The sequence below is a fragment of the Pricia antarctica genome, from assembly GCF_900101815.1.
In the GTDB taxonomy this organism is placed as follows: domain Bacteria; phylum Bacteroidota; class Bacteroidia; order Flavobacteriales; family Flavobacteriaceae; genus Pricia; species Pricia antarctica.
In genome coordinates this window covers 13,832-28,217 of the sequence record NZ_FNAO01000001.1, presented here as the reverse complement: position 1 = coordinate 28,217, position 14,386 = coordinate 13,832, and the positions used below count along the sequence as shown (strand labels likewise).

General features: G+C 41.7%; 11 protein-coding genes and 1 tRNA gene. 5 read left to right on the top strand and 7 right to left on the bottom strand.

Annotated elements, in window-relative coordinates:
• Positions 1-25: 25 nt before the first annotated feature.
• Complete coding sequence (locus BLT07_RS00125; RefSeq protein ID WP_091864549.1) at positions 26-3,811, top strand: reprolysin-like metallopeptidase; 3,786 nt, start codon at positions 26-28, stop codon at positions 3,809-3,811.
• A 20-nt stretch (positions 3,812-3,831) separates the two neighbouring features.
• On the opposite strand, the gene pth is transcribed toward BLT07_RS00125, so the two are convergent.
• The 3 genes from pth to BLT07_RS00110 all read right to left on the bottom strand — a co-directional run bounded on the left by pth (position 3,832) and on the right by BLT07_RS00110 (position 6,316).
• Positions 3,832-4,461: an aminoacyl-tRNA hydrolase gene (gene pth, locus BLT07_RS00120; RefSeq protein ID WP_091864547.1), complete on the bottom strand. Its 630-nt coding sequence runs from the start codon at positions 4,459-4,461 to the stop codon at positions 3,832-3,834.
• A gap of 94 nt (positions 4,462-4,555) precedes the next feature.
• On the bottom strand, positions 4,556-5,239 hold the full coding sequence (locus tag BLT07_RS00115; protein ID WP_091864545.1) for a 50S ribosomal protein L25/general stress protein Ctc: 684 nt from the start codon (positions 5,237-5,239) through the stop codon (positions 4,556-4,558).
• Positions 5,240-5,374: 135 nt separating this feature from the next.
• Entirely contained in the window at positions 5,375-6,316 is a 942-nt protein-coding gene (locus BLT07_RS00110; RefSeq protein ID WP_091864543.1) for a ribose-phosphate pyrophosphokinase, read from the bottom strand.
• A gap of 192 nt (positions 6,317-6,508) precedes the next feature.
• Here BLT07_RS00110 and BLT07_RS00100 point away from each other — a divergent pair.
• Positions 6,509-6,590: transfer RNA gene (locus BLT07_RS00100), tRNA-Leu, on the top strand.
• A gap of 474 nt (positions 6,591-7,064) precedes the next feature.
• Here the strand turns inward: BLT07_RS00100 and BLT07_RS00095 are convergent.
• The 4 genes from BLT07_RS00095 to BLT07_RS00080 form a co-directional block, all read right to left on the bottom strand.
• Positions 7,065-7,643, bottom strand: coding sequence for a recombinase family protein (locus BLT07_RS00095; RefSeq protein ID WP_091864540.1), 579 nt, complete (start codon positions 7,641-7,643; stop codon positions 7,065-7,067).
• A 288-nt stretch (positions 7,644-7,931) separates the two neighbouring features.
• Complete coding sequence (locus BLT07_RS00090; protein WP_091864538.1) at positions 7,932-8,747, bottom strand: prohibitin family protein; 816 nt, start codon at positions 8,745-8,747, stop codon at positions 7,932-7,934.
• 138 nt (positions 8,748-8,885) lie between these two features.
• Entirely contained in the window at positions 8,886-9,260 is a 375-nt protein-coding gene (locus tag BLT07_RS00085; protein WP_245726405.1) for a hypothetical protein, read from the bottom strand.
• Positions 9,260-9,586 carry an HPF/RaiA family ribosome-associated protein gene (locus tag BLT07_RS00080; RefSeq protein WP_091864536.1) on the bottom strand — a complete coding sequence of 109 codons (327 nt, stop codon included), beginning with the start codon at positions 9,584-9,586 and terminating at the stop codon, positions 9,260-9,262. The genes BLT07_RS00085 and BLT07_RS00080 overlap by 1 nt, the downstream gene beginning before the upstream one ends.
• A 510-nt stretch (positions 9,587-10,096) precedes the next feature.
• Between BLT07_RS00080 and BLT07_RS00075 the strand changes: the two genes are divergently transcribed.
• The 3 genes from BLT07_RS00075 to BLT07_RS00065 all read left to right on the top strand — a co-directional run bounded on the left by BLT07_RS00075 (position 10,097) and on the right by BLT07_RS00065 (position 14,283).
• Positions 10,097-12,064 carry an aconitate hydratase gene (locus BLT07_RS00075; RefSeq protein WP_091864534.1) on the top strand — a complete coding sequence of 656 codons (1,968 nt, stop codon included), beginning with the start codon at positions 10,097-10,099 and terminating at the stop codon, positions 12,062-12,064.
• Positions 12,065-12,561: 497 nt separating this feature from the next.
• Positions 12,562-13,365, top strand: coding sequence for a hypothetical protein (locus BLT07_RS00070; protein ID WP_091864533.1), 804 nt, complete (start codon positions 12,562-12,564; stop codon positions 13,363-13,365).
• Between the two features lie 183 nt (positions 13,366-13,548).
• Complete coding sequence (locus BLT07_RS00065) at positions 13,549-14,283, top strand: CPBP family glutamic-type intramembrane protease (protein ID WP_091864531.1); 735 nt, start codon at positions 13,549-13,551, stop codon at positions 14,281-14,283.
• The last annotated feature ends 103 nt before the right edge of the window (positions 14,284-14,386 follow it).

Sequence of the window (14,386 nt, the reverse complement as noted above, 5' to 3'; positions counted from 1 at the left end):
TTTGGGATTGGTTAACTCCTCCCGAATGCACGCAAAATTACGCTTACTTTTCTCAATTACCATGGTATTTCTTTCCTTTTACGCCTCGGCGCAGGCTCAATATTGGGAACGTCAGTCCGCAAGAAATGCCGTTACCAAAAAAATAGCCGATCGCTTCGATGTCCAAAAAGGCGAGGTGTTCTCCTTTCAGGAAAATCGTTTCAAGGCGTCTTTGGGTTCGGTTACCGGCAAAGGTTCCAAGATTGTGTATTTTCCGAATAGAGCGGGAGATTTTTCGGCTTATAGCGTGGTCGAATCCCCAGTTTTCTCCCCTGAACTCTCGCAAAAATATCCGCAGATAAAATCCTACATCGGTCATAGTATGGATGATTCAAAGGATAGGGTCAGGTTTAGTATCTCCCCAAAAGAGGTACAGGCGATGATCGTGCATGCCGATGGTCGCGCTACCAGTTTTGTTCAAAAAGTATCCGGTGAGACCTATGTGATGTACTCAAGAGATTCGGAAAACATTACCAATACCGAGTTTATCTGTAGCACGAAGGATAGGATAGCCAAAACATCTAGAAGTCAGACGGCCAAACCGGTCGATGGGCAAGTGCTTCGAAAATATCGATTGGCCATAACCACATCGGCCGAGTATACCGCTTTTCACGGGGGAACAGTGGCCGATGCGCTAGCCGCAATAAATGCCACGATTACACGGGTCAATGAAGTTTTCGAGACCGACTTGGCGGTAACGCTTGAGCTTGTCGGTACTACTGATGCCGCAATTTTTACGGATCCGGATACCGATCCTTTCAGCGGTACATTGGCTGCATTGGGTAACCAGGGACAAAAAGCCTTGACCGATGAAGTCGGAGAAGCTAATTATGATATCGGGCATGTATTGCACAAGGGCGGCAACGGAGGTAATGCCGGGTTTATCGGCGCTATATGTGTCGATAACCAAAAGGGCAGTGCCTATTCTTCAAGCCAAAATCCCAAAGGGGATATTTTCGATCTGGATTTTGTGGCGCATGAATTGGGGCATCAGTTGGGCGCGAACCATAGTTGGTCTTATGAATCGGAGGGCACGACCGTACAGGTAGAGCCCGGAAGCGGCACGACGATTATGGGCTATGCGGGCATTATCGTTAACGAGAATGTCACACCGAACGGGGACGATTATTTCCACTATGTCAGTATCGAGCAGATTATCGAAAATTTGACAGGCAAAACTTGTGGCGAGGTGGTTCCGATAGCGGATAATCCTCCTGTCGTAAATGCGCTTGCTACGAACGTAATACCTAAATCTACCGCATTTGTTTTAAGCGGTAACGCTACAGATCCCGATCCGGATGATATCCTGACCTATACTTGGGAGCAGATTGATAATGGGATTGTTAAAAAAGCTACGTTCGGACCTACGAATCCGAACGGGGCGAATTTCAGGTCCAGACCGCCCATTGCCGAACCGATCCGCTATTTTCCGATGCTTTCGCGGGTGGTCGCAGGTTCGCTCACCCAGACCGATCCTGCACTGAACTCGGCGTGGGAGACCGTTTCCGAGGTTGAGCGGGACATGAATTTTGCGTTTACGGTGCGGGACAATGCTCCGGGTGGCGGGCAGGTAGTTTCCCAATTGACCACGGTATCGGTTACGAACAGGGCAGGGCCTTTTTTGGTCATATCACAAGCCGCCAATGAAATCTATGCTGCGGGGGAGGTGCAAGAAATTATATGGGACGTTGCCGATACCGATATCGCTCCGGTAAATGCACAAACCGTTGATATTTTGTTGTCCACGGATGGCGGACTCACTTTTCCAGTAGCCCTGGCCGAAGGCGTTGCGAACGATGGCACACATGAGATACTAGTTCCTGGGTTGCCTACATCCCAAGCCCGCGTCATGGTCAAGGCGGCCGATAATGTCTTTCTCGCGGTCAATGCATCCGATTTTTCGATCGTGGCTTCCGAAATTGTACTGAATATTTCCGATTTGAACTACGAAATATGCCAATCCGAAGATTTGACCATTCCCTTTGTGTATGAATCCTATCTCGATTTTGATGAGGAAGTACGTTTTAGCATTGCCAATGCGCCCGCTGGTCTTGAGGTTTCGTTTTCCGCGGATACCGTAACTATGGGGGATACGCCGGTAAGCATCTTCTTCGATAACACAGGGAACGTTCCCAAAGGAAATTATGACCTGTTGCTGACCGCTACCTCCGCAAGTATCACCCGACAGATCGGTCTTCGCCTGACCGTGTTCGAAGCCGATTTTCCCGACGCGATTCTGGAATCCCCTACCGACGGATCCGTAAACACCTCGGCGCGGGTGGCCTTGGAATGGCAGGAAAATCCATCCTATACCTCCTACGAAATACAGATTGCTACGGATGAAAACTTTGAAGATGTTGTCGAAACTGCGGTCCTATTCTCCAACCGCTATATGGGTAGAGATCTGGGTAACGACGTCACCTATTTCTGGAGGATAAAACCATTCAACGAGTGTGGTGAGGGAAGCTTTAGCTCTCCTTTTTCATTTACTACCATCCCGGTTAGCTGTGATACGAAAGCAGCTTTCGGTCTTCCAGAGGTGATTTCATCGGTGGGTGAGCCCAGCGTAGTCTCAACGATATCCTTCTTTGAAGACCGACAAATTTCGGATCTCAATGTCAACCTAAACATCGACCATAATTATTTGGAAGATGTGATAATAACCCTGACTTCGCCATCGCAAACTACGGTTACCTTGGTAGCCAATGCCTGCGGGGATTTTAAAAATATTAACGCCACTTTTGACGATGATGCGAACGATTTTATATGTGGTGCCGCTTCCGCTGTGGGTATCTCCGGCACGGTAAAGCCTTCGGGTAACTTGGATTCATTTAAGGGAGAATCCATTCTGGGGGAGTGGATTTTGGAAATTCAAGATATTGCCAATGGGGACGGTGGTTCTCTGAACGCTTTTTCATTGGATGTCTGTATCGAGGGCGATTTTCGGCCGGATGCCGACCAAGACGGTGTTTTTGACGATGGCGACGACCAGTGCCTCGGTACCCCCGAAGGAGCCGAAGTGGATGCTTCAGGATGCCCAGTTTACCGATTTCCCAGCGATAACTTTTCGATATCCGTAGAAAGTTTGTCCTGCCCCAGCAGCGACGATGGCAAAATAACGGTAGAGGCCGTTTTGCTTACTGAGGTTGATTACAGGATAACTATAACCGGAAACGGAACTGCGATTACCGATACCTTTACGGATACGTTTACAGCCCCGAACCTTTCTGTCGGCAGCTATACCGTATGCATAAACGGTTCAGAAGCCGAAATTGAATACGAGGCATTTTGCATCGAGGCAACAGTAGTGGAACCGGAACCCTTGGTCGTTACTTCGCAAATTGCCCAAAGCGGCAACCAAGTGATGCTTTCTATGGAAGGTGCCGATGCCTATACCGTAATATTGAACGGAAAAACGCTGCGCACGGAAAAGTTCGAAATCACATTGGACCTCTCTACTGGAAGTAATACTGTTAAAGTTTTCACCGGCCAGATCTGCCAAGGAGTCTATGAAGACCAATTTTTCATTTCCACCGGCCCGACCGCGTTTCCAAATCCGGTAAGCGGCATTACCCAACTATTTTTAGGAGGGATCGAAGAACGTTTGAGCATTGCCATTTTTTCGGTGGATGGCCAATTGGTGAAAGAAGATGAGTACGTCCCCAACGGAAATCAGGTCAATCTCGACTTTACCGGATTGTCGCGGGGTGTCTATATCGTCAAGTTCGAAGGTGAAAACACTAGGGGAACAACCAAAGTAATCAAACGATGAAGTAGGTTTTAAACAGGCTCTTAAGTGCCATTGAATTCGTTCATCGTAACCTTGACCCCCGCAAGGACGAAGGATTTTATGAGTGCAGAAGCCCTTTCAAAACGTTCGGGTAACTCTTTTTTCTCGGCATCGTTCCATTCGCCCAACACATAATCAATTTGTCTTCCTTGTCCGAAATCAGCGCCCACCCCAAACCGAAATCGATTATAGTTCGTGGTCTGTAGCACGTTCTGAATATCTTTGAGCCCATTGTGGCCGCCATCGCTACCTTTGGTCTTTAAACGAATCGTTCCGAAAGGTAAATTGATGTCGTCGGTGATGACCAATACATTCTCAAGAGGAATTTTTTCCTGTTCCATCCAATAGTTCACCGCCTTTCCGCTGAGGTTCATAAAAGTCGAGGGTTTTAGGCAGAGTATGCTGCGTCCCTTGATTTTGTAAGTTCCCACGTCGCCTAGTTTTACGGTTGCGAAGGTGAAATCCTCTTTCGCGGCAAGGGCATCCAGCGTTTTGAAACCGATGTTGTGACGTGTTTCGGTGTATTTGTCCCCAATATTTCCTAATCCTACAATCAAAAATTTCTTCATGGCATTTGTTTCTTCTAAGAGGGATTTGTCAGTGTTGAAAAGGGATTTAAAAAAGTGTAACATGGTAGGTTTTCTTCAGGCTATCAATGGCCATAAAAATACAAAAGCATCCAGACACGAGGCCGGGATGCTTTTTTTTTGGCATTCCAAAGAAAAACTATTCTTTACTTTCGTCGCCACCTTCGGAAGCTTCGCCCCCTTCAGCTGCGCCTTCAGCACCTTCTTCTCCTTCAACACCTTCTTCTCCTTCAACGCCTTCCAAGCCTTCCTCATCTTCTTCGACGACTATGGCCGCACGCATGGTTTTCACCTGCACAACAACCGTCGTTTCGGGATGTAGGATTTCAAATTCGTCGTTCAACAAACTTTCCACGGTAATATTATCTCCGATTTTCAATTTCGAAATATCGATATCAAAGAAATCGGGAAGTTTCTCGGGTACGGCCTTGATTGACAACTTTCTTTTTCGGAACAACAGACGACCACCGTTTCTGACGCCGGGCGCGTTGCCCTGAAGACGAACGGGAATGTTCATGGTCACTGGCTTATCATCGAAAAGCTCGTAAAAGTCGATATGCAAAATATTGTCCGTTACCGGATGGAACTGGATGTCTTGCATAATGGCCCTGACGACGCCCATTTTTCCGCCGAAGTCCACGCTTACGGTATGTGCGGCGGGGGTGTACACTAAATCCCTGAACGCTAGTTCGTCCGCTGAAAAGTGTATCGGTTTATCCCCTCCGTATATAACGCAAGGAACCTTTCCAGCATTACGTAGGGCCTTCGTTGCCTTCTTGCCCACGCTTTCTCTTTCTGATCCTTTTACTTTAATTGACTTCATTTTAAATAGATAGAATTATTAATTAATATTAATTATTTTTCTTACTCTTACTCTTACTCTTACACTTACTGCAAAGCTATATGTTTTATGCTTCCCGTTGGCTACCCTTAAATTTGAGAGCGTTGCCGGTGGAGATCACATTAAAAACTTCGACGATATCGAAGTATTATGATGGACCCTATGCATGACATCCGCGAAAAGCTCCGCACAGGATAAAACCTTTATTTTTTCGCTATCCTTAGTAATTGGAATGGAATCGGTGATAATCAACTCCAACAGTTTTGACTCCTCTATTTTTTTGTAAGCGTTGCCCGATAAAAGTCCGTGTGTCGTAATGGCCCTTACGCTCAATGCGCCTCGCTCTCTCATGAGATCGGCCGCTTTGGTGAGGGTTCCGGCCGTATCGACCATATCATCCACTAAAACTACGTTTTTTCCCTGCACATCGCCGATCAGTTCCATATGGGAAATCACGTTGGCCTTGGCGCGTTGCTTATAGCAAATAACGACGTCGCATTCCAGCGCTTTTGAATAGGCATAGGCCCTTTTCGATCCGCCCATGTCGGGGGAGGCGATGGTCAGATTGTCTAAATTCAGTTTTTTCAAATACGGCAAAAATAGGGTCGATGCAAACAGATGGTCTACCGGTTTTTCAAAGAAACCCTGAATTTGGTCGGCGTGCAAGTCCATCGTAATGATTCGGGTCGCCCCCGCCGCCTCCAGCATTTTTGCGACTAACTTAGCCGCAATCGGCACCCGTGGCTTGTCTTTACGATCTTGTCTCGCCCAACCGAAATAGGGCATTACGGCCGTTATGTGACGGGCCGAGGCTCTTTTTGCCGCATCGAGCATTAACAGCATTTCCATGAGATTTTCCGAGCTTGGATTTGTCGAACCTATAATAAAGATCCGTGCGCCCCGTACCGATTCTTCGAAAGAAGGCTGAAACTCCCCATCACTATATCTTGAAAAATGGACGTTGCCCAAATCGGCACCGTACGATTTAGCGATTTTTTCTGCCAATACGGTACTTTGTGTACAGGCAAAAATTTTAGGCTCGGGAACTTGGTACGGCATGGATAAAATTGTCAACGCGTTTATTGATACCCTCGACTTCACCTATATTTACATAGGTTTTTTTAAGGGAGGTGCAAATTTAGAAATTAATTCGGGTAGGAGAAGGATAAATGTTCAGAATTTTAGGGCAGCAATCAAAATATTTTATAGTTTTGCAGTCCTGTTTTACAACGTCTTTTGTAAAACTAGTATGCTCGAGTGGCGGAATTGGTAGACGCGCTGGATTCAAAATCCAGTGTTTTAGGACGTGCGGGTTCGATTCCCGCCTCGAGTACGAAAGGCTTTGACAGAAATGTTAAAGCCTTTTTTTATTTTCAGGTACAACATAGGTACAACAAATGAGTTCATCTACTTCACTTTAGATATGTTACTGGATGAATGCTTTTAGTGATAAATAATTTTTAACACAGCACAACCAACTGTTAATCAGAAGGTTCTTGGTTCGAGCCCAAGAGGAGGAGATTTAAAATCAGGTAGTTACATTCAAATGTAGCTGCCTTTTTTCTTTGTCAGCGTGTTTTCAGCGTGCTTTTTTGAGAATCATTTTTATTGATTTCCCCAGTCTTTACTAAAAAATACTAATAGAAATAAGAAGCTTTGTCGCGCATCTGGTGTTGATTAATTCTTTTATCACCGCTTCAAAAGAACTTCCGTGATATAATTTATCATTTAAAGAATGTTCCTTAAGGCTAATTTCATAATTCACCGCTGTTCCATAAAAGCTCTTGGTTTCCCCATCCTTTTTATTTTAGAGTTTTTTTTGGGATATTTCATTTTCCACCCTGTAAAACGAAGTTTTGCTGATTTTAGCCCTTGAACAGGCCTCCCTTATCGGGATATCCCTGTTATCATAAAGATGTTTTGCGTACTCATATTTATCCTTTATCGCATTTGACACCCCCTTCGGCCTTCCCAATAATTTTTTTCTCTTCCTCGCGTTGACCAGACCCATTTTTGTTCTTTCGGAAATAAGGTTCCGTTCAAATTCGGCCACGGAGGCAAATATCTGGAGAAGGAACTTGCCGTTGGCCGAAGTGGTGTCGAACTCCGGTTCGCTCAGGCTCTTAAAATGAATTCCCTTATCATTGAAAACATCTATTAGATCGATCATGTTCCTTAATGACCTGAACATCCTATCGTTCTTATATGTAATAACGGTATCGCCATCCCTAAGATGTTCGAGCATCCGCTTAAGCCCTTTTCTGTCCTCTTTAGTTCCACTGGCGACGTCGGAATATATTTTTTCACAGCCCGCCTTTTTAAGGAGGTTCTTCTGTGAATCCAACGATTGGTCCTTTGTGGAGACCCGTGCATATCCTAGTACCATAATTGTCCCGTAAAACGTTATTTAACGAAACTACTAAAAAGGACCAGAAATAGGACACTCCTGCAAAAGATTTTCCGCTTTGGTAAAAGTGTCCCGTAAAACGGCCGTTTTATGGCACTGGTAGTCGTAATGAATTTAATGCTGTTTTTTCTAATTTATTGGAGTTGATACTATATTCTTAAGGGATTAAAATGCTTTTTAAACTATGGAAAAATTAATAAGCATGGCATTAAACATGGTGTCCCAATTGTGACGAAATGGCTTTGACCTCGTTCAACCTGATATAGTTTAGTTATTTCCTAAAATCAATGGAAGACCGGAATCTCCACTTCCAACGATAACCACCTTTGAGTTTGGTGACTTTGCAAGCTCTAAGGTTGCGTCTATTCCTTTGTCCTGTAAAATTTTATCATTTAGCGATGCACTCAATATTCTATTTGCATCTGCCTTACCTTGGGCTTCAATAGTTACTTTTTCAGCTTCTTTCTGAGCGGTAACCAATCGAAACTTATACTCCAATGATTCTTGCTCTTGCTTTAATTTACGTTCAATTGCTTCTTTAATCGTAGCAGGTAATGTTACATCACGCACCAATACTTCGTTCAACTGAATGTACTGACCATCAACAATTTTCTTGGTTTCTTCGTATATCTCAGCTTGAATAGCGTCTCGCTTACTTGAATATAGTTGCTCAGGCGTGTACCGGCCAACAACACTTCTTGCTGCGGAACGTATGGTAGGCAGCAATACGCGCTGGATATATTCAGTTCCCTTCTCTTGGTGTAATTTACCCAAGAATTCACGTTTAGGTTCAAACCAAGCAGAGGCATCCAATTTAATTTCCAATCCGTTCGAAGAAAGTACTTGCATCTTTTCAAAAACCTCTTGTTGTCTCACTTCGTAAACGAAAACCTTGTTCCATGGTGCGACGATATGAAAGCCTTCTCCCATCGGCGGCTCATCTGTAACCACACCTCCGCCAAAGGTTTTGTATAAAACACCAGCATCTCCAGAACCTATGGTGATAGCTGATTTAGAAATTAAAATTACAAGTACAATCAATATGAATATTGCGGGTAAAGCAATCTTTGGTAATTTGTCCACTAGTATTCTGTTTTTAGATTAATCCTTTTGTATGCGATGTGTTCTGATAGTAATCTTTATATAGGTTTAGCTATAAAAGCCAACTTCCTAAATCAAACACGAAAAAAAATTTAGTAATTCAAGAGAAATCGTAGAAGATTACTTTTTAAAATGATTTTCCACAAAAGCATCTTTTTCGTTATCCGTCATCTTATCAGCTGATTCGACACCAATATTTATATCCTTAAAGTGTAAATCCTTATTCAAGTAATTATGTAGTTCTGTTTTTGCATTTGTCGGACCAAATAAAAGCACATTATCATATTTCAAAATGACATCTGCAATTTCTTTGTAATAGGCTTCATGCATTTGCTGCCTTTTATTATGCATAAGACTTTCACTTCTATTCAATGCGTCTTCTTTTGTATTGAAAGTAAATTCTGAGGTTATGGAACGACTGTGTTTCTTGGAATTTAAATCAATTAAATTTGCGTTTTCATGATCCATCCAGATTCCTAGTTTTTTCATTTTCATTAAGTGGTTTTTTGATGATCTTGTATCTTTCCAAGAATTGTTTCTAAAGAAGCTGTGAGTTTATCAATGGCACCTGAAACAGCAAATTCAACGGTATTGGCCTGACATGAAACTGCTAAAGGTTGTCTGCCTTCAATTCTGGTTTCCAGCAAACATCGCATATCGTTAAGTCCTTCCTTTTTTCCATTTTCATCTGATAGATGAACTTCTATTCTTGTAATATAAGATTCAAAATTTTTCAGCCCTTCTTCTATCAAGGAGGTAAAATAATGCTGATCTTTTTCATTACCACTTATCGTTTTATCGGTATTAAATTGAATTTTCATTGTTGCATTTTCTTGGTTTAATTACTCTTTTTCAATCTTTATCTTCTTTCCCAATTGACATCTACATTATAATTGTGCGGTTCCAATGTTCTTTTCGACGCTATTTTTTACTTTGGTTTTCGTCTATAGTTTTTTTGTCAATATCAAATGTCTTATTCTTGATATCGCTGCCCCCGGATGGATTAGTAGGGTTTGATTGTCTTACTTTCCTCTTAAATTTTCTTTTATCGCTCATTTTTCTATTTTATTGATTTACAATAACTTATAATATACAACATTGGGTGCGAACTCTCCGTCAAAGCAGGTTAAACCTATGTTAAAAGGCTCTCAAGAAGCAGAACCTGATACGTTTAGCAGAACTTCTTTCCTTCGTATTTTTCATACTAATCTAAAATGCATATCTTATAGAGTGCAGTTAAAATTTAGCAGAATCTCCAATTCTTCGATACTTTCTCTTTTCAAGCCTATCGAGCACTTTAGTTAAACGTATTCTCTAAAAAAATCAAAAACATGAACTCATTGAACGTTGCGCAGAAATTGATACAATCCCACTTGATAACCGGGACAATGGATCCAGGAACGGAAATTGGTCTAAAGATAGATCAGGCGTTGTTGCAAGATGCTACAGGAACTTTGGTGCAGTTGGAGCTGGAAGCAATGGGTCTCGATAGGGCAAAGACCGAAGTGGCCGTGCAATATGTAGACCATAATTTATTACAGACCGATTTTAAAAATGCGGACGACCATCTTTTTTTATATTCGGCTGCTCAAAAATTCGGGTTATGGTACAGCAAGCCCGGTAACGGGGTAAGTCATCCCGTTCATATGGAGCGTTTTGGAATCCCAGGCAAGTCCTTAGTAGGTTCCGATAGTCATAGTTGTGCCGCGGGGTCTCTGGGAATGCTTGCCATTGGCACAGGTGGTTTGGATGTGGCCGCTGCCATAGCCGGGCAACCCTATTTTGTTAAAATGCCAAAGATCATGGGCGTGAAACTGATGGGTAAACTACCCGATTGGGTAAGCGCCAAGGATGTCATACTTGAAATGTTACGTCGTTTCGGTGTCAAAGGGGGAGTAGGCAGCATAATAGAGTATTATGGGAGCGGATTAAAGCATTTGAGTGCCATGGATCGGCATGTCATAGCGAACATGGGTGCCGAACTCGGTGCTACTACAACGGTATTTCCAAGTGATGGGGAAACCCGTCGCTTTCTAAAATCCCAAGGAAGGGAAGACGATTGGAACGAAATTTTAGCGGATGAAGGTTGTTCCTATGACCTGGAGCATGAAATTCTTCTGGACGAACTGGTTCCTCTAATTGCATTGCCCACAAGCCCCGGCAATGTTGTTCCCGTTCGCGATGTAGAGAATAGAAAAATCAGTCAGGTGGTCATCGGTTCTTCCGCCAATCCGGGACTTAGGGATTTTTGGATGGCAGGTGCTATTGTAAAGGATAGAAGCGTAAACCAAGAAGTTTCCTTCGATATCAATCCCACTTCCCGACAGATCATCCAGAACATGATCGGGAACGGAACTTTTGCCAATCTGATAAAGGCAGGGGCGCGCTATCACCAGTCCGGATGTATGGGCTGTATTGGTATGGGACAAGCCCCGGCAAGTGGCACTATAAGTCTACGGACAATGCCCCGTAATTTTCCGGACCGTTCTGGGACAAAGGACGACCAAGTCTATCTATGTAGTCCAGAAACTGCTGCCGCCTCCGCTTTAACAGGAAAAATTACGGATCCTAGAGATCTTGAAAAGTTGTTCGGAATGAAATATCCGCAATATGAGTTCCCGGATGAGGTAATCATCAATCTGGATATGTTGGTGCCGCCGACCAAGGACAACCTCGAAATAAAGCTTAAAAAGGGACCTAATATTAAATCCCTTCCAGAGATGAACGCACTAAAATCGGCATACGAAGTTCCCGTACTATTAAAAATGGGGGACAATGTCTCTACGGATGAAATATTGAAAGCAGGTGCGGAGGTGCTTCCGTTTCGGAGTAATATTCCTGAAATAAGTAAATACTCCTACTCCGTAATCGATGAAAAGTTTTATGACCGAGCCATGCTTGCCAAAGAAAAATACGGTGGTCATATCGTTGTGGCCGGGGAAAACTACGCACAGGGCAGTAGTAGGGAACATGCTGCAATCGCACCAAAATATTTAGGTCAAGTGGCGGTCATTGCCAAAGATTATGCACGGATCGCATGGCAGAATCTAATAAATTTCGGTATTCTTCCCTTGGAATTCGATAACCCCCAGAATTATGACGATATCGAACAAGGGGCTTTGATCGAGTTCAAAGACCTAAGGGAAGACATAATTAATAAAGGTCTCATTAAGGTTAAGGTCAAAAATAAGAACAATACCGAGGAGATTTTCACTAAACATAGCCTTAGCGATAGGCAAATAGGATTGTTGCTGAAGGGTGGGGTAATAAACGATTTTAAGGATAAACTTTCTTCTTAGGCCAAATACATAATAAAGAATCCAACGTAGAAATCGTTGATTTTTCTATAAACCTTGATTATAAAGAGCAAAACCTATCCTATTATCTTGTACAGGAAATCAAGAAAAATATGGATCAGAGCTACTAGAAAACCATTTATCCCTAAGTAAGGGCCACTTCCTATGGTTTGAACATTGCCTTTGCCAAACATGGATTTTCATTTGGAGGAGCCCTATTGAACAATACGGTAATACGTGGTAATTTGGAAAGTATGAATGTTTGGTATTCGAATTAGATGTAAATTGGCATGATGCAAAAAATTAGGCAAAAAGAGGTCCTTCTAATTATTTTCATACTTGCTGAAAAACAATTTTCAATATTCCTTTAAAACGAACGTTTTTTGGCACGTTCTCCGTTTTCTCAGCCATTCCAAATTCCGTTCTTCAACCGGCCATTATATAAAACTGTACTCCAGTATAATTATATTTGATTGCTTAGGACAAAATTAAACAGGGATATGGATAAGTTTTCTCGAAATGATATGGGCATTGAAAGTAATTTTAAAGTGCTTCGGAAGATAACCAGAAAGAACTCGAAAGTAGTAACTGACCATATTAACTCCGTTTATATTTCAAGAAACCCCACGTCAAAGATTGATAACCAAGTTTTGTGTATGTTTTGTGGAACAGACCAAAATTTGACAAAGGAACATGTTGTCCCAAAATGGCTTATTGACGCTAGCACAAAAAAGAAGTTCACCACGAATATAAATGGCCTTTCTCAGACCTACAATAAAACAACAATCCCGACCTGCGCAAATTGTAACAACAACATTCTTGGCTCTGTGGAAGCTTATATAAAAACTCTAATATCCGGATTGGATCTGAATCAAAGTTACCCGGACGATGAGTATTTAATGAATATTATTAGATGGCTGGAAATCATAGATTACAAATTTCAAGTTCTCAATGCAAAAAGGCGCTTCCTATCTTCAAAAGATAGTGGGTTTATTCCTTATTTATCAGACTTTCCGTTATCTGTTTTGAGGCAAGAAATTGACTATAGTCCCTATAAAGTCATTTCCGAAATCAGGAAGTCGGCTAAACGAATAACAGTAATGAAAAAGTCAAATAAATTGAATTCATTGTTGCTTATTAAAACTACAAACAAAGATTTTCATTTTTTCCATTCCATGGGTAATTTCATTTTCCTTGAACTACACAAATATAGTATAGCAATTTTTTATTTTTTCAAAAAGGAGTTTCTAACTCATTCAGATGCTCAAACCGAGGCCCAGAGAATTGTCGAAGAAAGCTATTGAATTTTTTAGTTGTCCCGTGAACCGAACGTTTTAATGGACTACTCACTTTTTGAGCCGTAAACAAGTTTCCGGATAGGTGCCACCGAACATACACTAAACGCGTTGGCACTTAAAAAAAGCAAGCATTGTAACAAAGTCGATATTAAATCGTCCTAGTTTTATAACTAGAAACAAGTGAATTTTATGCCTTTATGGACACCATTATTACATCTCGGAATTATTCTACCTTTATTAATTGTAGCACAAATCTTCTCAAAAAAAACAAATCCTAAATATCTCATACTTTTTGCCGGCTATTTTTTGCTTGATTCTTATTTAAGAATATTTGGTAGTCAATATCTTAAATTAGATTTTCTCCATTTGAACTGGAACTGGAGCGGCGCGTTTTTAGCTTTGGTTTTAGCCCTGATTTTCGTTTTATATCATTCAAAACAAATTAGAGAGGATATTGGATTTACAACAAAATTCAATAAAAGAACTTTAAAACTTGGAATTTGGATATTTCTCGGATTTCTTCTATTCGATTTCATTTTTAAAATGATAATATTTCCAAAAGGAGGCGAATTCAATTTGGAACAATTTGGCTTTCAAGCTACAATGCCTGGGTTTTCAGAAGAAATAGTATATCGTGGCATTCTATTATGGATTTTGAGCAAGGCATTTGCTCCGTCCAAAAAAATCAAAGGAATGATGTTCGGTTGGGGTTTTATAATAGTTACATTCACTTTTGCAATGGTTCACGGAGTAGCTTTGACTGAAACGATGGAAATCAAAATTGATTATATAACGATAGCTTATATAACATTAATTACATCCTTAAGCTTAGGAATTTTACGAAAGTTTTCTGGAAATCTTATTTTTCCAACTGTTGGCCATAATTTTGTAAATCTTATGAGCTTTTTCATTAGACTAGTGTAAAAAATCTGCTCGCAAAACCGTATCCCTCAAACTAATTCACTTATCCACAGCTAATTTTTAAATTCAAAATATCCAATGAAGATGATTTGGACTGCCCCCCCAC

What these genes read in the sequence shown, in the direction of transcription:
- BLT07_RS00125 (WP_091864549.1), top strand. Translation starts at nt 26, where the DNA reads ATGCACGCAAAATTACGCTTACTTTTCTCAATTACCATGGTATTTCTT.
- pth (WP_091864547.1), bottom strand. Translation starts at nt 4,461, where the DNA reads ATGTTACACTTTTTTAAATCCCTTTTCAACACTGACAAATCCCTCTTA.
- BLT07_RS00115 (WP_091864545.1), bottom strand. Translation starts at nt 5,239, where the DNA reads ATGAAGTCAATTAAAGTAAAAGGATCAGAAAGAGAAAGCGTGGGCAAG.
- BLT07_RS00110 (WP_091864543.1), bottom strand. Translation starts at nt 6,316, where the DNA reads ATGCCGTACCAAGTTCCCGAGCCTAAAATTTTTGCCTGTACACAAAGT.
- BLT07_RS00095 (WP_091864540.1), bottom strand. Translation starts at nt 7,643, where the DNA reads ATGGTACTAGGATATGCACGGGTCTCCACAAAGGACCAATCGTTGGAT.
- BLT07_RS00085 (WP_245726405.1), bottom strand. Translation starts at nt 9,260, where the DNA reads ATGAAAATGAAAAAACTAGGAATCTGGATGGATCATGAAAACGCAAAT.
- BLT07_RS00080 (WP_091864536.1), bottom strand. Translation starts at nt 9,586, where the DNA reads ATGAAAATTCAATTTAATACCGATAAAACGATAAGTGGTAATGAAAAA.
- BLT07_RS00075 (WP_091864534.1), top strand. Translation starts at nt 10,097, where the DNA reads ATGAACTCATTGAACGTTGCGCAGAAATTGATACAATCCCACTTGATA.
- BLT07_RS00070 (WP_091864533.1), top strand. Translation starts at nt 12,562, where the DNA reads ATGGATAAGTTTTCTCGAAATGATATGGGCATTGAAAGTAATTTTAAA.
- BLT07_RS00065 (WP_091864531.1), top strand. Translation starts at nt 13,549, where the DNA reads ATGCCTTTATGGACACCATTATTACATCTCGGAATTATTCTACCTTTA.